Below are 20,363 nucleotides of genomic sequence, written 5' to 3'. Positions count from 1 at the left end.
ATCGCCCGCGCGAAGGCCCGCAAAGCCGAGCAGCAGGCCGCCGCCGCACCGGCTGACGTGCAACCCGCCGCCGAAGCCGTCGACCCGCGTAAAGCGGCCGTTGAAGCGGCTATCGCCCGCGCGAAGGCCCGCAAAGCCGAGCAGCAGCAGCAGATGACCCAGTCAGCCGCCAACGACGACCCGCGTAAAGCCGCGGTCGCCGAAGCAATCGCCCGCGTTCAGGCCAGGAAAGCATCCCGGCAGGCAGTTAACGAGGAATAAATGGTTTTCAGAATCGCAAGCTCTCCTTATACCCACAACCAGCGTCAGACCTCACGGATTATGCTGCTGGTTCTGCTCGCAGCCGTACCCGGCATCGCGGTTCAGACCTGGTTCTTTGGCTGGGGAACCGTGGTGCAGCTCGTTCTCGCCTCCCTCACGGCCTGGGCGACAGAGGCCGCCATCCTCAGGTTGCGGAAACAGAATATTGCCGCCACGCTTGCCGATAACTCCGCGCTGCTGACCGGTTTGCTGCTGGCCATCAGTATTCCGCCGCTGGCGCCCTGGTGGCTGGTCGTTTTAGGTACCGCCTTTGCCGTTATTATTGCCAAGCAGCTGTACGGAGGGCTGGGTCACAACCCGTTTAACCCGGCAATGATTGGCTATGTCGTGCTGCTGATCTCATTCCCGGTGCAGATGACCTCCTGGCTGCCGCCGCATGAGATTGCGGCCACCGTGCCAGGCTTCACCGACGCCCTGCAGGTTATTTTTAGCGGCCATACCGCCAGCGGTAACGATATGAACGCCCTGCGATTGGGGATCGATGGCATCAGCCAGGCCACGCCGCTGGATACGTTTAAAACGTCGCTGCATGCCGGTCACGCGGTGAAGGAGATCCTGCAGTACCCGATCTACGGCGGCGCGCTGGCCGGTCTTGGCTGGCAGTGGGTCAATATCGCCTATCTGCTCGGCGGTCTGTTTTTACTCTGGCAGAAGGCTATTCGCTGGCATATTCCGCTGAGCTTCCTGCTTAGCCTGACCCTCTGCGCCACCCTGGGCTGGATGTTTTCACCGCAGAGCTTCGCTGCCCCGCAGATTCATCTGCTTTCCGGCGCGACCATGCTCGGCGCATTCTTTATTTTAACGGATCCGGTTACCGCTTCCACCACCAACCGCGGCCGCCTGATATTCGGCGCCCTCGCCGGTCTGCTGGTGTGGCTCATCCGCAGCTTTGGCGGTTATCCTGACGGTGTGGCTTTTGCCGTGCTGCTGGCGAACATTACCGTTCCGTTAATCGACTACTACACGCGCCCGCGCGTCTATGGCCACCGCTGAGGACCAATGATGTTAAAAAGCATGCGCAAACACGGCATTACGCTGGCGCTCTTTGCCGCCGGCTCTACCGGGTTAACCGCGGCCATCAATGAGCTGACGAAATCGACGATTGCTGAGCAGGCGGCGACGCAGCAAAAAGCGCTGTTCAATCAGGTTTTGCCTGCGGACCGCTATAATAACGATTTGCTACAGAGCTGCTATCTGGTCGCTGCGCCACCGCTCGGTAAAGGTCAGCATAAGATCTGGATTGCCAAAAATAACGACGCCCCTGTCGGGGTGGTGATGGAAGCGACCGCCCCCGATGGTTACTCCGGTGCGATTCAGCTGCTGGTTGCCGCCGACTTCAAAGGCACCGTACTTGGAACCCGCGTGACGGAGCATCATGAGACGCCCGGCCTTGGCGACAAAATTGAACTTCGCCTGTCTGGCTGGATAACCCACTTTGCGGGTAAAGTCATTCATGGCCCCGGCGACAGTCACTTTGCCGTAAAAAAAGACGGCGGTGATATCGATCAGTTCACCGGCGCCACTATTACCCCACGCGCGGTGGTCAACGCCGTTAAGCGTGCCGGCCTGTACGCGCAAACGCTGCCCGCACAGATTCCCGAACTCACGTCCTGTGGAGAGTAAGCCATGAGCGAAGTCAAAGACGTTATTGTTCAGGGGTTGTGGAAAAACAACTCCGCGCTGGTACAACTGTTAGGCATGTGCCCCCTCCTCGCCGTGACCTCTACCGCCACCAATGCGTTAGGGCTGGGACTGGCGACAACCCTGGTGCTGACGCTGACCAACCTGACCATCTCCAGCCTGCGTCGCTGGACACCGGCTGAAATTCGTATCCCGATTTATGTCATGATCATCGCTTCGGTCGTGAGCGTCGTACAGATGCTGATTAACGCCTACGCATTTGGTCTGTATCAGTCTCTGGGGATTTTTATTCCGCTGATTGTGACCAACTGCATCGTGGTCGGTCGTGCCGAAGCGTTCGCTGCCAAAAAAGGGCCGGCGCTGTCGGCGCTGGATGGTTTCTCCATTGGTATGGGGGCGACCTGCGCGATGTTTGTGCTCGGTTCGCTGCGAGAAATCCTCGGCAACGGGACGCTGTTTGATGGTGCCGATAGCCTGCTGGGCAGCTGGGCGAAAGCGCTGCGGATCGAAGTATTCCATACCGATACGCCGTTCCTGCTGGCGATGCTGCCGCCGGGCGCCTTTATCGGTTTAGGGATGATGCTGGCGGTGAAATACCTGATTGATGAACGAACCAAACAGCGTAAAGCAAAGGCAGCTGAAGCGAGTCAAACCGCGCCGGTTGATGCGCACAGGGAAAGTCTGGGATGAATAAGAGCAAACGTCTGGAAATACTGACCAGACTGCGGGATAACGACCCGCACCCCACAACGGAGCTGAATTTCAGCTCGCCGTTCGAATTACTGATAGCCGTACTGCTCTCGGCGCAGGCGACGGACGTCAGCGTGAATAAAGCCACGGCCAGGCTCTATCCCGTGGCGAATACGCCGGCAGCCATGCTGGCGCTGGGTGTTGATGGCGTCAAATCGTATATCAAAACCATCGGGTTATTTAACAGCAAAGCTGAAAATGTCATTAAAACCTGCCGGATTCTGCTTGAGCAGCACAATGGCGAGGTTCCCGAGGACAGAGCGGCGCTGGAAGCGCTTCCCGGCGTAGGACGTAAAACTGCCAACGTGGTACTGAACACCGCTTTCGGCTGGCCGACGATTGCCGTGGATACGCATATTTTTCGCGTTTGCAATCGGACACAATTTGCCCCCGGGAAGAACGTTGAACAGGTGGAGGAAAAACTGCTAAAGGTCGTTCCCGCCGAATTTAAAGTCGACTGTCACCACTGGCTTATTCTCCACGGCCGCTATACCTGTATTGCGCGCAAACCCCGCTGCGGCTCCTGCCTGATTGAAGATCTGTGCGAGTTTAAAGAGAAAGTCTACGAGTAACATTCAGACAAACCATTACCCTGCTTGTGGTAATGGTTCTGTCCTTTTCGCTAATCCCCTGCCTTTAACGCCACTATTTCCGCACTCAACAGGACAATTAACCGCCTATATAACGTTCATCCAGGTTAATCATTTTTTGTGGCGAAAAAATTTCTATACATTTGTGATCCAGATCATCCACGCAACTTAATGTTAAATTATTGTTGTAACGATGATAAGAAAAGCCAGTATTTCCAATAGCAGAGCACCACTTACCAGGACAATACCCCATCATTTTTTAGGATTATGGGCTATATCACTATGTTCAAGGCTTATCAGCAGAATATATCGCCATTATCCGATCCCTTTCCCGTCCCGACAGATAAAAATATCACCAATGTGAAAAAGGTGAAATTTAACTCTGTATAACATTTGAATGACTGGCGTATTATAACGCTCAAGATATATGTAACAGAGTATTACAAAACGCTTGCCTGAACGGCCAGGATAGTGAACATTACTTCCCGTTTTCCCTCCAGAATAACTATAAAGGCGGCGGTCTTATCAGATTGCGCCCCGAACACCCCCCGTTAATATGGGATGTAAAAAAAGAGGTATATGTGTCAACTGCAAACAATAAACCAGCAGAAAGCGTGAGTCTGAACGCTTTCAAACAACCGAAATCGTTCTATCTGATCTTCTCGATCGAATTATGGGAGCGTTTTGGTTATTACGGCCTGCAAGGGATCATGGCCGTTTACCTGGTCAAACAGCTGGGTATGTCAGAAGCGGATTCTATTACTCTCTTCTCCTCCTTCAGCGCGCTGGTTTATGGCCTCGTGGCTATCGGTGGCTGGCTGGGCGATAAAGTGCTCGGTACTAAGCGTGTGATTATGCTGGGGACCATCGTCCTCGCTATCGGCTACGCCCTGGTGGCGTATTCCGGACACGACGCGGCTATCGTTTATATGGGTATGGCGACCATCGCCGTCGGTAACGGCCTGTTTAAGGCTAACCCGTCTTCCCTGCTCTCGACCTGCTATGAGAAAGATGACCCGCGTCTTGATGGCGCATTTACGATGTACTATATGTCCATCAACATCGGTTCCTTCTTCTCTATGCTGGCTACCCCGTGGCTGGCGGCGAAATTTGGCTGGAGTATCGCCTTCTCGCTGAGCTTCGTCGGGATGCTGATTACCCTGGTGAACTTCATGTTCTGCAAAAAATGGGTAAAAAACTACGGTTCGAAGCCTGACTTTGCCCCGGTACACTTCGGTAAACTGCTGGCGACCATCGTCGGCGTGATCGTCCTGGTGGTGATTGCGACCTGGCTGCTGCACAACCAGGGCATTGCCCGTATGGTGCTGGGCGTGGTGGCTCTGGGTATCGTGATTATTTTTGCGAAAGAAGCTATTGCGATGAAAGGGGCGGCGCGTCGTAAGATGATTGTTGCCTTCATTCTGATGGTTCAGGCGATCGTCTTCTTCGTCCTCTACAGCCAGATGCCGACTTCACTGAACTTCTTTGCTATCCGCAACGTTGAGCACGCCATTCTGGGCATTGACTTCCAGCCTGAACAGTTCCAGGCGCTGAACCCGTTCTGGATTATGATCGGCAGCCCGATTCTGGCCGCTATCTATAACAAGATGGGCGACCGTCTGCCAATGCCGCACAAATTTGCGATCGGCATGGTGCTGTGCTCGCTGGCCTTCCTCGTTCTGCCGCTGGGCGCCAAATTTGCAACCGATGCCGGTATCGTCTCCGTTAACTGGTTGATTCTGAGCTACGCGCTGCAGAGTATCGGTGAGCTGATGATTTCCGGTCTGGGTCTGGCGATGGTGGCACAGCTGGTACCGCAGCGTCTGATGGGCTTTATCATGGGCAGCTGGTTCCTGACTACCGCAGGCGCCGCTATCATCGCCGGTAAAGTCGCCAACCTGATGGCGGTTCCGGAGAACGTGACCGATCCGCTGCAGTCTCTTGCCGTATATGGCCATGTCTTCCTGCAGATTGGTATTGCTACCGCAGTTATCGCCGTGCTGATGTTTGCTATCGCACCGAAACTGAACCGCATGACCCAGGATGACGACTCAGTGAGCAAAGCTCGCGATACGGCAACCGCTTAAGCGCTTCGGGAAAACCAATAAATTTAGGCCGCTAACGTTTTGTTAGCGGCTTTTTTTTTACCCCTGGGCTAACATACAGAAAACTGCAGCCACGAGGAGTTACTGATGAAACTGTTCTACAAACCCGGCGCCTGTTCCCTTGCATCACATATCGCCCTGCGCGAAAGCGGACTGGACTTCACCTTACAAGGCGTCGACCTGCAGAAGAAGCGCCTGGAAAACGGTGAGGACTATCTGCAGATCAACCCGAAGGGACAGGTTCCGGCGCTGCTCCTTGACGACGATATCCTGCTCACGGAAGGCGTCGCCATTATGCAATACATTGCCGATCAGGTGCCGGATCGCCAGCTGCTGGCGCCGGTGGGCACCATTGCGCGCTACCAGACACTGGAGTGGCTGAACTATGTCGCGACGGAACTGCATAAAAGCTTTACGCCGCTTTTCCGCCCGGACACTCCGGAAGATTACAAACCGATCGTGCGCGCTCAGCTGGAGAAGAAGCTGCATTATATTGATGAGTCGCTGAAGGAGAAGCAGTGGCTGAACGGGCATCGTTTCACCATCGCTGATGGCTACCTGTTTACCGTACTGCGCTGGACCAGGGCCGTGAAGCTGGATATGACAGGTTACAGCAATATCGAGGCCTGGATGAAACACGTGGCCGCTCGTCCATCGGTGGCCGCGGCGCTGGCGGCGGAAGGGGTTTAATCGCCAGACATTATCTGCCCGGCTGCGAGGCCGGGCAGTTTTAAGGTTAAAGCTGCGTGGCGCTAAAGTAGTGCTCCGGCTGCGCAATACGATCCTGTGCGGCAACCACCTGCAGCTCGTACTCCTGCATATTTTTCGTGGCCAGCATAATTTCATACACCGCCGCGGTCACATGCTCCAGCGCATCGCGAAGCAGAGCCCCCTGCAGCAGTTTAACCAGCAGCAATCCGCTGGTGACATCGCCGACGCCAACCGGCTGACGCAGGCCAAAATCCACCAGCGGGCGGCTGATATGCCAGGCTTCATCAGCCGTCACCAGCAGCATTTCGAACCGGTCCATACTCAACCCGGCGCGGGCAAGATGTTTAACCAGCACCACCTGCGGACCCTGCGCAATCAGCTCGCGCGCGGCTAAGACGGCTTGTGCAACGTTCGCCACCGGATGACCACAGAGGATTTCCAGCTCAATCAGGTTGGGGGCAATAATGTCGCTCGCCGGCAGCGCGTAGCGGACGTGAAACTCCGCCACGCCGGGTGCGACGATGCAGCCTTTCTCAGGGTGTCCCATCACCGGGTCGCAGAAATATTTCGCCGCCGGATTGGCCGCTTTTACCTGACGCACGATACCGAGAATATGTTCACCCTGTTCGGCGGAGCCCAGATAGCCACTCAATACCGCATCACAACGCTGCAGCTGATTAATATCAGCAATCCCCTGAACGATTTCGGTCAGATGCGCAGGCGGCATCACGCAACCGGTCCATTTCCCGTACTGCGTATGGTTGGAGAACTGAACGGTATTAAGGGGCCAGACGTTCGCGCCAAGGCGGCGCATCGGAAACTCTGCGGCACTATTGCCGGCGTGACCAAACACAACGTGGGACTGGATGGCGAGGATGTTCTTCATCTTGTGTACCTGACAGCAAAAAATAAGGGGCGTGGTTTCCCACGCCCCTGCCTTTACGCAATTACTTCCAGCAGACCAGACAGTAATTTTTCTTACCGCGGCGCAGTAAGGTGTAGCGACCAAACAGACGATCGCCGTCATTAAATACATATTCCGGGTCGGACTGTTTTTCACCGTTGATGGTGACGGCGTTGGAGGCGATAGTCTTACGCGCCTGGCCACGCGATGGCTGCAGCTCGGAATCCACCAGCGCCTGCATCAGGTCAGCCTCTTTTTCCAGCTCAATCATCGGCACGCCATCCTGCGCCAGCTGTTCGAAGTCGGCTTCGCTCAGGTCGCTCAGATTACCGTTAAACAGGCTTTCGGTAATGCGTTTTGCTGCTACCAGCCCTTCTTCGCCATGTACCAGACGGGTGACCTGCTCGGCCAGCACGTACTGCGCGCGCGGGGCCTTACCGCTGTTTTTATCTTCTTCTTCCAGCGCATTGATCTCGGCAATGTCCATAAAGGTGAAGAACTTCAGGAAGCGATAAACGTCAGCATCCGCGGTGTTGATCCAGAACTGGTAGAATTTGTACGGGCTGGTCTTCTTCGGATCCAGCCATACCGCGCCGCCTTCGGTCTTACCGAACTTGGTGCCATCGGCTTTGGTGATCAGCGGAACGGTCAGACCAAACACCTGGTTCTGGTGCAGACGACGGGTCAGGTCGATGCCGGAGGTGATATTGCCCCACTGATCGGAACCGCCAATCTGCAGCGCCACGCCATGCAGCTTGTTCAGACACGCGAAGTCGTAACCCTGCAGCAGGTTATAGGAGAACTCGGTAAACGAGATGCCCTGATCGTCGCGGTTCAGACGCTGCTTAACCGCTTCTTTGTTGATCATCTGGTTTACGGAGAAGTGCTTGCCGATATCACGCAGGAAGGTCAGCACGTTCATGCTGCCAAACCAGTCGTAGTTATTCGCGGCAATGGCCGAGTTGTCACCGCAATCAAAGTCGAGGAACGGCGCGACCTGTTTGCGAATTTTATCCACCCACTCCTGCACGGTATCTTCGGTGTTCAGTTTACGCTCGGCGGCTTTAAAGCTCGGGTCACCAATCAGACCGGTTGCTCCCCCCACCAGCGCCACAGGCTTATGGCCTGCCTGCTGAAAGCGTTTCAGGCATAACAATGGAACAAGATGCCCCAAATGCAAGCTGTCAGCGGTTGGATCGAAGCCGCAATAGAGCGCGATCGGGCCTTGCGCCAGTCGCTCTGCTAACGCTTCCTCGTCCGTCACCTGGGCTACCAGCCCCCGCTCTTGCAATTGTTTAATCAAGTTACTGCTTGCCATCAAATTCTCCATGTATAAACGACTGCACCTTTGCCGGTACACGACTTTTCGCCAGACGCGAAAAAAAACATCTATGCAAAATCATTCAAGTTGCCTCAAGGCGGCAAGTACGGAGACTTACGCAAACAAACGGCCGGAATAAGCCGGCACAGCCAACAAAGACGCAGCTTGAAAAATGAAGTCTATAGAATAAAGCGCCAGCCCATCCAGCACCAGCGCTTAACACAACAAATTTCAGGGATTACGGGGCCAGACGATCGATTTTCCACGCGCTGTTGTCGCGCTGGTATAAAAAACGATCGTGCAGACGGTGTTCACCGCCCTGCCAGAATTCCATCTGCTCAATATTCACGCGGAATCCCCCCCAGAAGCTCGGCAGCGGCACTTCGCCTTGCTGGAATTTCTGTTTCAGCTCCAGGAACTTACTTTCCAGGATACCGCGGGCTGAGATGCGGGTTGACTGCCGGGAGACCCAGGCGCCAATCTGACTGTCGCGCGGGCGGCTGTGGAAATACTTCACCACTTCCAGCGTTGACAGGCGCTCCGCCTTGCCAGTCACCATCACCTGACGCTCCAGCATGTGCCACGGAAAAAGCAGGCTCACGCGAGGATTGTTTTCGATCTGGTGGGCTTTGCGACTTCCGAGGTTGGTATAAAACACCAGCCCTTTTTCGTCATAGTGCTTGAGCAGAACAATTCGCTGGTAAGGTTGGCCGTTTTCGTCAACGGTGGCGACGACCATTGCCGTCGGGTCGGCCAGCCGGGCGTCGCAGGCTTGTCTGAGCCAACGCTCAAATAAAGTCAGCGGTTCGGCGGGAAGATCGCGGCGGCGCAGGCCGCCACGGGTATACTCTCGGCGCAGATGCGCGATTTGCTGCAATTCGTCGTTATCAGACATGGCAAGTGAGAAAATAGTCATCGGGTGGCGTCATTGTGCGCCCCCGGGCCGGAAATCTCAACGTTTGGCCGTCTGCAGCTGACAGTTTTCCAGCACAACGCGATCGCGCTTGTAAACGGTGGCGCTGTCGCCTTTCGACCAGAAGACATACACGCCGTCGGTGTAGCGCGCGCCTGATGCCGAAAGCCCCTGTGCCAGATTCAACTGCTGGTTGTCATAGATAAAGCTGGCAATCTGCCGGGTATTGTTGATGTGCACGGTCAGCGGTTTCTGGTCGCACTGATACTCCAGGGTATCCGTCTGCATCCGCTCCACAAACTGGTTATAGTAGCTACAGCCTGCGAGCATAAAGGGTACTACAGCGATAAGGATTTTTTTCATTCGTTTGCCTTCGACTATCCCGGTCCAGGAGGGCAAATCGCCCCCCGTTAACTTCATCCAGTTTACCGGTAAATAAAAAACAGGTGTTTCAGTTAACTCTGATTCTGCGGCCGGTTTGCGGGGAAAATGGCCCCGAGCACAGTGGCTTCACAAGCGCCGGTGACCGACGGGAGATTACCGGGGAGTCCGGACATCGTCCGCCATGCCAGCCAGGCAAATGCCAGCGCTTCCATATCATCGCCGCTGATACCAGCCGCATCGGTCGTAGACACCTCCGTACCCGGCAACAGCGCTGCCAGCCGCGCCATCAGCAGCGGATTACGCGCGCCGCCGCCGCACACCAGCAGACGTTCACAGCCGCCGCTCAGCAGCACCTGTTCCGCGATGGTCACCGCCGTCAGTTCTGCCAGAGTCGCCTGCACATCCTGCGGACGCAGCCCCTGGAAACGAGCCAGATGGCGCTCCAGCCAGCCGTAGTTGAAATATTCACGTCCGGTGCTTTTCGGCGCCGGTAGCGCAAACCACGGATCGCTGAGCATGTTTTGTAGCAGCGCTAGCAGCACCTTGCCTTCGCTGGCCCACTGCGCGTCTTTATCGTAGGGTTTTCCACACTGACGCCAGATCCACGCATCCATCAGCATATTACCCGGTCCGGTGTCATAGCCGCGGACCGGCACGCCCGGCGCCAACAGCGACAGGTTGGCGATCCCGCCGATATTGAGCACCATCCGCCGCTCGACGGGATGCGCCAACAGCGCATGGTGGAAAGCCGGAACCAGCGGTGCTCCCTGACCGCCAAGCGCCATATCACGACGCCGAAAATCCCCCACCACCGTCACGCCGGTATGGGCGGCTATCTGGTTGTTATCACCGATTTGCAGCGTATTCGGCGCTTCGCCCGTTGGTTCGTGCCATACCGTTTGCCCATGACAACCGATAGCGACAATATCCGTCGGCTGCACATTCTCCTGACGCATAAGAGCCAGCACGGCATCGGCAAATAAGCGCCCCAGACGCGTATCCAACTGACCGAGCTGGGATAACGTCAGCGTTTGCCCCTGGCAGATGGCCAGAATATCCTCTTTTATTGCCACCGGAATGGGGTACGACAGACTGGCCTGCTGCGCCACTACGCTTTCGTTGATTGCCGCCAGAACCACATCAATGCCATCGAGGCTGGTTCCGGACATTACGCCGATAAAGTGACCTGATTTCATACGCCTTCCTTCATTCCATGACTCTCGTATGCCTCACACTCCATCATAAAGAAGAGGGCAATGCTACGGTGCACTAACGTTTATTAACACTAAAGCGCGAAAGATTGCGCATTACGTAAAGAACTTATGTTTATGTTAAGTTGAAGAGGAGCGGATTATTATTTTTTGTCTGGTCCATGCTGGAAGTATGCCAGCCGACGATGAAATGCCATATAATTGAACGCATGGACGTTCAACAGAACACTATTCGGTGAAGGAGATTCATAAATGATTTTACGTGTTTTGGCTGTCTCGATGATTGGTTTATCGCTTGCAGGTTGCGTGAGCAGCAGCGGCCTCTCCGGAGACGTTTACTCCGCATCGGAAGCCAAACAGGTGCAAAGCGTCACCTACGGGACCATTGTTCATACCCGCGCAGTACAGATCCAGAGCGGTGATGACAGCAATGCTATCGGTGCTATCGGTGGTGCGGTGCTTGGTGGTTTCCTCGGTAATACCATCGGCGGCGGTACCGGCCGCTCTCTGGCCACCGCAGCAGGCGCGGTCGCCGGCGGCGTAGCCGGACAGGGTGTACAGGGCGCAATGAACAAAACTCAGGGCGTTGAGCTGGAAATCCGTAAAGATGACGGCAATACCATCCTGGTGGTGCAGAAACAGGGTAGCACGCCGTTCTCTGTCGGCCAGCGCGTGGCGATTGCCGGCAGCGGCAGCCAGGTTACCGTCTCCCCACGTTAAGTTTGAACCTCTCAGTGCGGTCTTTATGGCCGCCCTGCTTCTCCCTCTGGTTAATATCAAAACCGTGTCCGGTAGTGTCTGAAAAAAAGAACTCGGCAGCACCGCTGTTATATAAAAACACCGTGCTCGGGCAACCCCATGTTCGCTCACCGTCAACTCATAACGGCTTTGTCATCTTATTCCGTCACACTTCTCGCGCCGTCCCAAAAGATGGATATTGTTTTCAACAGCCATGCGTATTATTCTTCAGCACGGCGTGAAGGAATTTTATTCACTTCGTGTGCAGCGCTGTTTTCATGAAAGAGACAGGTTTATTTCGGGCCACATTAATGAATCGTATATCGATTTTGACTCCACGCCCCGCGGATTCACTTTTTTATTCATACTCCGCGTCACGCTTTCTTGCTTTAGACTGACGGGTATGCCAGAAAATCCCTGGGCCTGACAGCCACCCTCTGCGCTTTCGCAGCGTCTGAGGCTGGGGCGACAGGCCTGTCAGGCTAACGAGAATACGATGCGACTGTTTATCACCGCTCGCATTTTCTCCACCTGTCGCCATAGCGAAAACTCCCCCGGCAGGCACATACGCTTATTCTGGTATTGTGCATTGCTTTTGCCGGAAGTATTACTCCCTGCTCATTATTTCATTCAGGCCAGCGGAAGGTTATATATACCGAATTATTATTTTACCGCGGCCACACAATATAGTTTGCTGCGGTGAATCTTCTGCACAGCGTATTATTTTTTTGCTTTTCCTGTTGATGGCAGACACCAGTCGCAAAAGCCCCCTTCGGTGCAATGCCCGGTACCTTATTTATTTACGGTGTGATGTGTTTAACCTCTGTCGGGAATTCAGGGATAAATTATTGCTGTCAAAACTGGACCCACGATTCGCTGGGCCGGCGCTATAATTGCAGCCACCCCTTGATAGCCTCACCGCTCTCCTGCTGGTCAGAACGGTTCATGAAGACTGACGGGGGCAGAACGTCTCCGTCAGGCGAAAAACGAGCCGATGCCGCCATGTATCAGGCCAGGAACGGCGGAGGGAATCAGATGGCTAACTGACGCTTAGCATAACCGAAGATAAAAAAAGGGCCTTGAACGCTCAGGGCCCTGAATAAATTAATCTTTTGCCTGAAGATCGAGGATATTTTGTTCCAGTTTACGGATTAAATTGAGCAGCGTTGCGACTTCTTCTGCCGACACACCAGACAGAATCTCATCACGCGTCTTGCCGATCACTTCTTCCATTTCGTTGATCAGCGGCTCCGCTTTTTCCGTTAACCTGATTCGTTTCGCGCGCCGGTCGTTTGCACAAGTCTGGCGAGAAATAAGACCTTTCTCTTCCAGCTGATCCAGCGTACGCACCAGTGAGGGTTGCTCGATACCAATAGCTTTCGCCAGTTGAATCTGCGACTGCTCAGGAGGCAGCTGATGAATATTGTGCAGCGTGACCCAATGCGTCTGCGTTAACTCCAGAGGTTTCAGGCGATGGTCGATCAGCGCGCGCCAGACGCGCACTAAACGTGCCAGATCAGAACCCAGTGGCGATTCCAATTTCATCTCCTTATAATTAGCTTGCTAAGTTATTATACTGATTTTAGAATAGTGTGCAGCATTTGAATAATCAAAACAAATGAATTACCTGATACACCAAATTCAAAACAATGATTTACAATGTGTAATAGTAGCATGCTCTGAACATTCTCCCTGCAATGGCAAAGGATTTTTGCTTGTGAAACTGAGTCTTAACACTTCCGGATTGTCGCTCCAGGACCTGGTATTCGGTGCGTCAATTTACTTTCCTCCCCTGTTTAAAGCCGTATTGCTGGGATTTTTTATCTGGCTGGTTATTCACCGCCAGCTGCGCGACTGGATGTATGCCGGCGATATCTGGCATCCCTTGCTGATGGATCTGTCCCTGTTTGCACTCTCTGTGTGTCTGGCTCTGGTTTTACTGACTGCCTGGTAATGTTCACGACATGAAAAAACTCAAATACCTCTCGACCTTATTGGTCGCCGCACTCGCGATCATTGCCGCCTGGCTGGTCTGGAACTATTACACGCAATCCCCCTGGACCCGGGATGGCAAAGTACGCGCCGAACAGGTCAGCATCACGCCGCAGGTCTCCGGCAGCATCCTCCAGCTAAACGTTCGCGATAACCAGTTAGTCAAAGCCGGCGACGTTCTGTTCAGGATCGATGACACCCCTTATCGTATTGCCGCTCTCAACGCCGAAGCGCAGCTCGCGAAAGCGCAAGCGGAAATGGCCAAAGCCAAGGCGGAGCAAACGAAAGCGGCCAGTGACGCCCGTCGTCGTCGTCATCTTTCGCAAGAGGCAATCTCCGCCGAAGATCTGGAAAGCGCCAATACCGCGCTGAACACTGCGACGACCAACCTTGAAGCCGCCAAAGCGGTGGTCGGCGTGGCGCAGGCCAGTCTGGAGCACGCGCAATGGCAGCTTGGTCAGACGGCCGTGAAATCGCCGGTAGATGGCTGGGTGACAAACTTAACGACCCGCGTGGGCGACTACGCCTCGGCAGGCCATCCGGTTTTCGCCCTTGTCGATAGCAATTCATTTTATGTCATTGGTTACTTTGAAGAGACCAAGCTGCGCCATATTCGCGCTGGCGATAGTGCGCAGATAGTTTTGTACAGCAGCAAGCAAACGTTACAGGGTCACGTATCCAGTATCGGCCGTGCCATCGTCGACCAAAGTATCGAAGGCGGGAACAGCCTGGTTGCCAATATTAAACCGAATATCCCGTGGGTTCGTCTGGCCCAGCGCGTACCGGTGCGCATCGAACTCAACGGTTTGCCTGCGGATACGACGCTGGTTTCCGGGACCACCTGCACCGTCTCAATTGGCGAACCCTGATGAAGCTGCAGGTCCCGTCATGGCGTGCTCTTCCCTGGGTTAAAGCCAGCCGTCCGCAGTGGCGCTATGCCCTGCGTAACGGCATCGCGATGTGTCTCGCGCTGAGTATTGCTTACTGGCTGGATCTTGATGAGCCTTACTGGGCGATGACCTCTGCCGCCGTCGTCAGTTTCCCGACGGTCGGTGGCGTGATCAGTAAGAGCTTCGGACGCATTGCCGGAAGCCTGCTCGGCGCCTGTGCCGCGCTGCTGCTCGCCGGACATACGCTAAACGACCCCTGGCTATTTTTATTCAGCATTTCGGCGTGGATTGCGCTCTGTACCTGGGCCTGCGCAATGTATACCAACAACGTGGCCTACGCTTTCCAGCTCGCCGGCTATACCTGCGCCATTATCGCCTTTCCGGTTATCAACATTACCGACGCCAACGAGCTGTGGACTATCGCGCAGTCGCGAGTTTGCGAGGTTATCGTCGGCATCCTGTGCGGCGGGCTGATGATGATGATCATGCCCAGTACGTCGGATGGCACTGCGCTGCTGACGGCATTGAAAAATATGCATGCTCGCCTGCTTGAGCACGCCAGTCTGCTGTGGGTGCCGGAAACCACCGATGCCATTCGCACCGCCCACGAAAGCGTGATCGGGCAAATCCTGACCATGAACCTGCTGCGTATTCAGGCCTTCTGGAGTCATTACCGTTTTCGTCGTCAGAACCCGCTGCTGAACTATTTACTCCACCAGCAGCTGCGGCTGACCAGCGTCATCTCCAGCCTGCGGCGGATGTTGGTTAACTGGCCGGCCGCGCCGGCGCAGACCCGCGAAGTACTGGAAACGCTGCTTATCGCGCTGGCCAATCCACGGGCCGATTTTTACGCTGTCGCACGGATAATCGCCCCGCTGGCGCCTCCCGCCGATGCCGACTATCGCCATCTCGCGTTCTGGAAGCGCCTGCGCTACTTCTGCCGCCTGTATCTGGACAGCAGTCGCTGGCTCCAGCGCGTGGAAAACGCCTCGGTAATCGCCGAATTTAATGTTCCTTCCGCCCCGGCGTTAGCTCGTCATACCGATCAGGCCGAAGCGTTGTGGAACGGCATCAGAACGTTCTGCGCGCTGGTTGCGGTAGGCGCCTGGGGTATCAGCACCCAATGGCAGTCGTGCGCCGCCGCGCTCACCCTGGCAGCAATTTGCTGCGTGCTTTACTCGGTCTCACCCTCGCCGTTCAAATCATTGACCCTGCTGATGCGTACGCTGATATTGCTGTCGATATTCAGCTTCGGGGTGAAATTCGGTCTGATGGTACAGATAACCGACCTGTGGCAGTTCCTGCTGTTCCTTTTCCCGCTACTGACCACCATGCAACTGCTTAAGCTGCAAATGCCCAAGCTGGCGGGTCTGTGGGGACAATTGATTGTGTTCATGGGGTCGTTTATTTCGGTGACCAACCCGCCGGTCTACGACTTTGCCTCGTTCCTCAACGACAATCTTGGAAAAATCATTGGCGTCGGCTTTGCCTGGCTTGCTTTTGCCGTGATCAGCCCCGGTTCCGATGCGCGTAAGAGCCGCCGGCACATCAAAGCGTTACGCCGTCACTTTGTTGATCAGCTGAGCCGCCGCCCTCAGCATAGCGAACACGAGTTTGAATCGCTGGTCTACCATCACATCAGTCAGTTAAGTAACAGCCAGGATGCCCTGGCGCGCCGCTGGCTGCTGCGCTGGGGCGTGGTGCTGCTTAACTGTTCGCACGTGGTCTGGCAGCTTCGCGAGTGGGAAACCCGTTCTGACCCGCTCTCGCAGGTACGGGATTTATGCATCAGTCTGCTCCGGGATGTCATGAGCGAACGCGGGGTCCAGCAACGCCCCCTGGCCTCAACCTTGCAGGAGCTACAGCGAATTTGCGACACGCTGAACCATCATCATCAGCCGGCAGCAAAAGAGCTGGCGGCCGTGATCTGGCGGCTGTATTGCGCCCTGTCTCAGCTTGAGCAGGCACCTGCGGTCGGGACGATAACGGAGAGAGCGAGCGCCTCGTAAAACGGAATGCGTTCTGATTTTCAGCGAAGCGCTGTGGCGTGATGGCGAGGAGAAAGCGGCGAACAACGCCTCCGACAGGGCCATCCCGGTTCGTCGCCGACCGGGACAGCCATTGCGAAGGCGGCGCCAGTCAGTTATGGCACGTCATAACCCAGCGCAGCTTTGCGGATGCGGAACCACTGCTGACGAGACATATTCAGTTTTTCGGCCACCACGGCAGAGCGGACACGCTCGATTTTACCGGAGCCGATAATCGGTAACGGCTGCGACGGCAGACGCAGGATCCACGCATAAACCACCTGCTCGATGCTCTCAGCATTTAGCTCCTGAGCCACTTGCGCCAGCTCATCACGCAGCGGCTGGAAGCTTTCATCATTAAACAACCGCCCGCCGCCGAGGCAGGACCAGGCCATCGGCCGGATACGCAGCTGCTGCAGCTGATCCAGCGTACCATCCAGCAGCAGCGGCTGGTGTACCGGAGAGATTTCAACCTGGTTGGTGGCCAGAGTAAACGGCAGACGCGATTGCAGCAGCGTAAACTGCGCCGGCGTAAAGTTGGAGACGCCAAAGTGGCGAACTTTACCGCTGTGATGCAGTGCGAGGAAGGCTTCCGCCACCTCATCCGCATCCATTAACGGATCCGGGCGGTGAATCAGCAGCAAATCAAGATGGTCGGTCGCCAGATTGCGCAAGGACTGCTCGGCACTTAAGACGATATGATCGCGGTCGGTGATGTAGTGGCCGATGGTATTTTCGGCGCGGGCTTTAGTGGCAATCCCACACTTGCTGACGATTTCCATGCGACCGCGCAGATGCGGAGCCTGCTTCAGCGCTTCGCCAAAAGCCGCTTCGCACTGATAATCGCCGTAAATATCCGCGTGATCGACGGTAGTCACGCCCAGATCCAGGTGCTGCTCAATAAAGCTGACCCGCTCGTTCACGGACATATTCCAGTCCATCAAACGCCAGTAGCCCATAACAAAACGCGAGAATTCCGGCCCCTGCGGGGCCATAGCAATACGCTGAACCATAACAACGTCCTCAACAAAAAAGTGTGTTGAGTATACGCAATTTTGCCATTAAAACAGTGAAGGCTGCTGTGGTTCTTCCTCGGCCTGCGGTTTATTCGCGCGTAATTTGCGCAACAGACGCTGACGGCACAGGCGCAGCACGTCCTGCTTCTGGGCATCACTCATTGTTTGCCAGTGAAAACGCTCTTCACGACTACGAAAGCAACCGCGACAAAATCCACGTTCGTCCGACTGACAAATTCCCCGGCATGGACTCTGTACCGGGAAAAACTCCAGCTGCTCTGCCACTCCACGCCTCCGGCGACTCTTCTGTGTCTTTTATTGAAGACGTTTCAACTCTGCTTCGCAACTTTTGTTGTTCAGCCTCTGCCCCGGGCGACATTTTTTCGCTTGCATTAGACCAATCGGTCTATTACAGTGAGCGCCATGAACAAACATTGTGAATACGATACTCGCGAACATATTCTGGTGACCGGCGAACAGCTGTGCATGCACCGCGGTTTTACCGGAATGGGCCTGAGCGAACTGCTGAAAATAGCGGAAGTGCCGAAAGGTTCTTTCTACCACTATTTTCGCTCTAAGGAAGCTTACGGCGTCGCGCTGCTTGAACATCACTATGCTGGCTATATCCGCCGCCTGGTTGACCATTTTGCTCACGGCGAAGGGAACTATCGCGACCGTCTGCTGGCTTATTACCAGCATACTCTGACGCAGTTTTGCCAGCAGGGTATTATCAGCGGTTGCCTGACGGTGAAACTCTCCGCTGAAGTGTGTGATTTGTCTGAATCCATGCGTGAAGAGATGAACAAAGGCGCCAGCCAGATTATTACGTTGCTGGGCGAAGCGCTGGAAAAGGGTCGCCAGGAAGGGAGCCTGACATTTAACGGCGATGCTTTTACCCTCTCCCAGGTGCTTTACTCCCTGTGGCTGGGGGCCAATTTGCAGGCCAAGATTACCCGCAGTGCAATGCCGCTGGAAAGCGCCCTTGCCCATGCCAGACAGATTATTGCAGCGCCTGACGTTTAACAGGCGTTTTTATTTAACGAATTACAAGACGACCGGTCTACTCAGGAGTCATTATGTCCGAATCAAAACTGTTTTCTCCACTGAAAGTCGGTGCAATAACTGTACCTAACCGTGTATTTATGGCTCCGCTGACGCGTCTGCGCAGTATCGAACCAGGCGATATCCCGACGCCGTTAATGGCCGAGTACTATCGTCAACGTGCCAGCTCCGGACTGATCATCTCCGAAGCCACGCAGATTTCCGCCCAGGCAAAAGGCTACGCCGGCGCTCCGGGCCTGCACAGCCCGGAACAGATCGCGGCATGGCAGAAAATTACCGCCGGCGTTCACGCTGAACATGGCCGTATCGCCGTGCAGCTGTGGCACACCGGTCGTATTTCCCACAACTCCCTGCAGCCCGGCGGCGAAGCGCCGGTTGCGCCTTCTGCTATCAGTGCGGGCACCCGTACCTCCCTGCGCGATGAACATGGCCACGCCATTCGCGTCGACACCTCCATGCCGCGTGCGCTGGAGCTCGATGAGATCCCGGGGATCGTCGATGATTTCCGCCAGGCGGTCGGCAATGCCCGCGATGCCGGTTTTGACCTTGTAGAGCTGCACTCTGCGCATGGCTACCTGCTGCATCAGTTCCTGTCCCCTTCTTCTAACCACCGTACCGATCAATACGGCGGCAGCGTTGAAAACCGTGCGCGCCTGGTGCTGGAAGTGGTGGATGCCGTCAGCAAAGAGTGGAGCGCCGATCGCATCGGGATCCGCGTGTCGCCAATCGGCAGTTTCCAGAATGTCGATAATGGCCCGAACGAAGAAGCCGATGCGCTGTATCTGATTGAAGAGCTGGCAAAACGCGGCATTGCCTATCTGCACATGTCCGAGCCGGACTGGGCCGGCGGCCAGCCGTACAGCGACGCATTCCGCCAAAAAGTGCGCGATCGCTTCCCGGGCGCGATTATCGGCGCCGGTGCCTACACGGTAGAAAAAGCCAACGATCTGATCGGCAAAGGCTTAATTGATGCGGTGGCCTTCGGTCGTGACTATATCGCCAATCCCGATCTGGTCGCTCGTCTGCAGCACAAGGCCGCGCTGAACCCGCAGCGCCCTGAAAGCTTCTACGGCGGCGGCGCGGAAGGCTACACCGATTACCCGACGTTGTAATCCCGCCGGGTATCGCGACGGTTAGCCGCTATCGTATTCTGTGGTAACTGACTGCACATCCAGGACGCACTCATCTCGCCCGCGGATGCGACAAGAAAGATCGGCGTAAGGGCCGCCTGAAATGGCGGCCTTTTTACGATATAGTGCTCAGGGGTATGAAACGCCTTGTCCGTTTTGTTACGCTATTCAGACAATTGCACATACGGTCTCTGCTAAGAGGCTGTAAACAAGGAGTATAAAAACTATGCGCTTACTTCACACTATGCTGCGCGTTGGCGACCTGCAACGTTCTATCGAGTTTTACACCAACGTACTGGGCATGAAGCTGCTGCGTACCAGCGAAAATACCGAATACAAATACTCGCTGGCCTTCGTCGGCTACGGCGAGGAAAGCGATACGGCGGTTATCGAGCTGACTTACAACTGGGGCGTTGACCAATACGACCTCGGCAGCGCTTACGGTCATATCGCGCTGAGCGTGGATAACGCCGCCGAAGCCTGCGAGCGTATTCGCCAGAACGGCGGCAACGTCACCCGCGAAGCGGGTCCGGTGAAAGGCGGCACCACGGTTATCGCTTTCGTTGAAGATCCGGACGGTTACAAAATCGAACTGATTGAAGAGAAGGACGCCGGCAAAGGCCTTGGCAACTAACCTGCTTCGGGCGCTCATCGGCG

At 55.3% G+C, this 20,363-nt stretch carries 21 protein-coding genes and 1 pseudogene; 14 read left to right on the top strand and 8 right to left on the bottom strand.

Features of this window, described 5'->3' with window-relative positions; genetic code table 11:
* From BV390_RS25260 to gstA, 7 genes and pseudogenes are all read left to right on the top strand, one after another.
* Positions 1-261 (top strand): annotated as a pseudogene (locus BV390_RS25260) (electron transport complex subunit RsxC); the annotation flags it as partial.
* A complete protein-coding gene (gene rsxD, locus BV390_RS25255) occupies positions 262-1,314 on the top strand; it encodes an electron transport complex subunit RsxD (RefSeq protein ID WP_085397446.1) in 1,053 nt (350 codons plus the stop codon).
* 9 nt (positions 1,315-1,323) lie between these two features.
* Positions 1,324-1,944 carry an electron transport complex subunit RsxG gene (rsxG, locus tag BV390_RS25250; RefSeq protein ID WP_032699677.1) on the top strand — a complete coding sequence of 207 codons (621 nt, stop codon included), beginning with the start codon at positions 1,324-1,326 and terminating at the stop codon, positions 1,942-1,944.
* A 3-nt stretch (positions 1,945-1,947) separates the two neighbouring features.
* A complete protein-coding gene (locus BV390_RS25245) occupies positions 1,948-2,652 on the top strand; it encodes an electron transport complex subunit E (RefSeq protein WP_085397445.1) in 705 nt (234 codons plus the stop codon).
* Positions 2,649-3,284 carry an endonuclease III gene (gene nth, locus BV390_RS25240; protein ID WP_032696038.1) on the top strand — a complete coding sequence of 212 codons (636 nt, stop codon included), beginning with the start codon at positions 2,649-2,651 and terminating at the stop codon, positions 3,282-3,284. The genes BV390_RS25245 and nth overlap by 4 nt, the downstream gene beginning before the upstream one ends.
* Positions 3,285-3,883: 599 nt before the next feature.
* Entirely contained in the window at positions 3,884-5,389 is a 1,506-nt protein-coding gene (gene dtpA, locus BV390_RS25235) for a dipeptide/tripeptide permease DtpA (protein ID WP_032687410.1), read from the top strand.
* Between the two features lie 105 nt (positions 5,390-5,494).
* Positions 5,495-6,097 carry a glutathione transferase GstA gene (gstA, locus tag BV390_RS25230; RefSeq protein WP_032687409.1) on the top strand — a complete coding sequence of 201 codons (603 nt, stop codon included), beginning with the start codon at positions 5,495-5,497 and terminating at the stop codon, positions 6,095-6,097.
* A gap of 46 nt (positions 6,098-6,143) precedes the next feature.
* Here the strand turns inward: gstA and pdxY are convergent, their stop codons facing one another.
* From pdxY to anmK, 5 genes are all read right to left on the bottom strand, one after another.
* Positions 6,144-7,004: a pyridoxal kinase PdxY gene (gene pdxY, locus BV390_RS25225; protein WP_032687407.1), complete on the bottom strand. Its 861-nt coding sequence runs from the start codon at positions 7,002-7,004 to the stop codon at positions 6,144-6,146.
* A 61-nt stretch (positions 7,005-7,065) separates the two neighbouring features.
* Complete coding sequence (gene tyrS / locus BV390_RS25220) at positions 7,066-8,340, bottom strand: tyrosine--tRNA ligase (RefSeq protein WP_032687404.1); 1,275 nt, start codon at positions 8,338-8,340, stop codon at positions 7,066-7,068.
* Between the two features lie 241 nt (positions 8,341-8,581).
* Positions 8,582-9,238 (bottom strand): pyridoxamine 5'-phosphate oxidase, encoded by a 657-nt coding sequence (gene pdxH / locus BV390_RS25215; protein ID WP_047665639.1) that lies wholly within the window; start codon positions 9,236-9,238, stop codon positions 8,582-8,584.
* A gap of 57 nt (positions 9,239-9,295) precedes the next feature.
* A complete protein-coding gene (gene mliC / locus BV390_RS25210) occupies positions 9,296-9,619 on the bottom strand; it encodes a C-type lysozyme inhibitor (protein WP_032687402.1) in 324 nt (107 codons plus the stop codon).
* Positions 9,620-9,711: 92 nt separating this feature from the next.
* Positions 9,712-10,836, bottom strand: a complete 1,125-nt coding sequence (gene anmK, locus BV390_RS25205; RefSeq protein ID WP_085397444.1) for an anhydro-N-acetylmuramic acid kinase — start codon at positions 10,834-10,836, stop codon at positions 9,712-9,714.
* A gap of 267 nt (positions 10,837-11,103) precedes the next feature.
* On the opposite strand from anmK, the gene slyB reads away from it, so the two are divergent.
* Positions 11,104-11,571 carry an outer membrane lipoprotein SlyB gene (gene slyB, locus BV390_RS25200; protein WP_032687400.1) on the top strand — a complete coding sequence of 156 codons (468 nt, stop codon included), beginning with the start codon at positions 11,104-11,106 and terminating at the stop codon, positions 11,569-11,571.
* A 1,122-nt stretch (positions 11,572-12,693) separates the two neighbouring features.
* Here the strand turns inward: slyB and slyA are convergent.
* Positions 12,694-13,134, bottom strand: coding sequence for a transcriptional regulator SlyA (gene slyA, locus BV390_RS25195; RefSeq protein WP_032687399.1), 441 nt, complete (start codon positions 13,132-13,134; stop codon positions 12,694-12,696).
* 172 nt (positions 13,135-13,306) lie between these two features.
* On the opposite strand from slyA, the gene BV390_RS25190 reads away from it, so the two are divergent.
* Genes BV390_RS25190 through BV390_RS25180 form a run of 3 tightly spaced genes read left to right on the top strand, consistent with a single transcriptional unit; the run spans position 13,307 to position 16,480 of the window.
* Positions 13,307-13,543, top strand: coding sequence for a DUF1656 domain-containing protein (locus tag BV390_RS25190; RefSeq protein WP_032687398.1), 237 nt, complete (start codon positions 13,307-13,309; stop codon positions 13,541-13,543).
* A 10-nt stretch (positions 13,544-13,553) separates the two neighbouring features.
* A complete protein-coding gene (locus BV390_RS25185) occupies positions 13,554-14,450 on the top strand; it encodes an efflux RND transporter periplasmic adaptor subunit (RefSeq protein ID WP_032687397.1) in 897 nt (298 codons plus the stop codon).
* Positions 14,450-16,480: an FUSC family protein gene (locus BV390_RS25180; RefSeq protein WP_032699675.1), complete on the top strand. Its 2,031-nt coding sequence runs from the start codon at positions 14,450-14,452 to the stop codon at positions 16,478-16,480. Before BV390_RS25185 ends, BV390_RS25180 begins: the two co-directional genes overlap by 1 nt.
* 134 nt (positions 16,481-16,614) lie before the next feature.
* Here the strand turns inward: BV390_RS25180 and BV390_RS25175 are convergent, their stop codons facing one another.
* Positions 16,615-17,511 (bottom strand): aldo/keto reductase, encoded by an 897-nt coding sequence (locus BV390_RS25175; RefSeq protein WP_032696035.1) that lies wholly within the window; start codon positions 17,509-17,511, stop codon positions 16,615-16,617.
* A gap of 48 nt (positions 17,512-17,559) precedes the next feature.
* Positions 17,560-17,799, bottom strand: a complete 240-nt coding sequence (locus tag BV390_RS25170) for a DUF1289 domain-containing protein (RefSeq protein ID WP_032687394.1) — start codon at positions 17,797-17,799, stop codon at positions 17,560-17,562.
* 138 nt (positions 17,800-17,937) lie between these two features.
* On the opposite strand from BV390_RS25170, the gene BV390_RS25165 reads away from it, so the two are divergent.
* The 3 genes from BV390_RS25165 (at position 17,938) to gloA (ending at position 20,340) form a co-directional block, all read left to right on the top strand.
* The gene (locus BV390_RS25165; protein ID WP_032696034.1) at positions 17,938-18,537 is read left to right on the top strand and encodes a TetR/AcrR family transcriptional regulator; all 600 of its coding nucleotides are present in this window, start codon (positions 17,938-17,940) and stop codon (positions 18,535-18,537) included.
* 53 nt (positions 18,538-18,590) lie between these two features.
* Positions 18,591-19,688 carry an alkene reductase gene (gene nemA, locus BV390_RS25160; RefSeq protein ID WP_004862710.1) on the top strand — a complete coding sequence of 366 codons (1,098 nt, stop codon included), beginning with the start codon at positions 18,591-18,593 and terminating at the stop codon, positions 19,686-19,688.
* Between the two features lie 244 nt (positions 19,689-19,932).
* Positions 19,933-20,340 carry a lactoylglutathione lyase gene (gloA, locus tag BV390_RS25155; protein ID WP_032687392.1) on the top strand — a complete coding sequence of 136 codons (408 nt, stop codon included), beginning with the start codon at positions 19,933-19,935 and terminating at the stop codon, positions 20,338-20,340.
* The last annotated feature ends 23 nt before the right edge of the window (positions 20,341-20,363 follow it).

This window comes from Klebsiella sp. YJ, assembly GCF_002108615.1.
Classification (GTDB): domain Bacteria; phylum Pseudomonadota; class Gammaproteobacteria; order Enterobacterales; family Enterobacteriaceae; genus Klebsiella; species Klebsiella planticola.
Note: the sequence above shows the minus strand (reverse complement) of the source record. Positions and strands in the feature narration are given on the sequence as shown.

Coding starts and splice junctions, on each gene's coding strand:
- rsxD (WP_085397446.1), top strand. CDS start 262: ATGGTTTTCAGAATCGCAAGCTCTCCTTATACCCACAACCAGCGTCAG.
- rsxG (WP_032699677.1), top strand. CDS start 1,324: ATGTTAAAAAGCATGCGCAAACACGGCATTACGCTGGCGCTCTTTGCC.
- BV390_RS25245 (WP_085397445.1), top strand. CDS start 1,948: ATGAGCGAAGTCAAAGACGTTATTGTTCAGGGGTTGTGGAAAAACAAC.
- nth (WP_032696038.1), top strand. CDS start 2,649: ATGAATAAGAGCAAACGTCTGGAAATACTGACCAGACTGCGGGATAAC.
- gstA (WP_032687409.1), top strand. CDS start 5,495: ATGAAACTGTTCTACAAACCCGGCGCCTGTTCCCTTGCATCACATATC.
- pdxY (WP_032687407.1), bottom strand. CDS start 7,004: ATGAAGAACATCCTCGCCATCCAGTCCCACGTTGTGTTTGGTCACGCC.
- tyrS (WP_032687404.1), bottom strand. CDS start 8,340: ATGGCAAGCAGTAACTTGATTAAACAATTGCAAGAGCGGGGGCTGGTA.
- pdxH (WP_047665639.1), bottom strand. CDS start 9,238: ATGTCTGATAACGACGAATTGCAGCAAATCGCGCATCTGCGCCGAGAG.
- mliC (WP_032687402.1), bottom strand. CDS start 9,619: ATGAAAAAAATCCTTATCGCTGTAGTACCCTTTATGCTCGCAGGCTGT.
- anmK (WP_085397444.1), bottom strand. CDS start 10,836: ATGAAATCAGGTCACTTTATCGGCGTAATGTCCGGAACCAGCCTCGAT.
- slyB (WP_032687400.1), top strand. CDS start 11,104: ATGATTTTACGTGTTTTGGCTGTCTCGATGATTGGTTTATCGCTTGCA.
- slyA (WP_032687399.1), bottom strand. CDS start 13,134: ATGAAATTGGAATCGCCACTGGGTTCTGATCTGGCACGTTTAGTGCGC.
- BV390_RS25185 (WP_032687397.1), top strand. CDS start 13,554: ATGAAAAAACTCAAATACCTCTCGACCTTATTGGTCGCCGCACTCGCG.
- BV390_RS25180 (WP_032699675.1), top strand. CDS start 14,450: ATGAAGCTGCAGGTCCCGTCATGGCGTGCTCTTCCCTGGGTTAAAGCC.
- BV390_RS25175 (WP_032696035.1), bottom strand. CDS start 17,511: ATGGTTCAGCGTATTGCTATGGCCCCGCAGGGGCCGGAATTCTCGCGT.
- BV390_RS25165 (WP_032696034.1), top strand. CDS start 17,938: ATGAACAAACATTGTGAATACGATACTCGCGAACATATTCTGGTGACC.
- nemA (WP_004862710.1), top strand. CDS start 18,591: ATGTCCGAATCAAAACTGTTTTCTCCACTGAAAGTCGGTGCAATAACT.
- gloA (WP_032687392.1), top strand. CDS start 19,933: ATGCGCTTACTTCACACTATGCTGCGCGTTGGCGACCTGCAACGTTCT.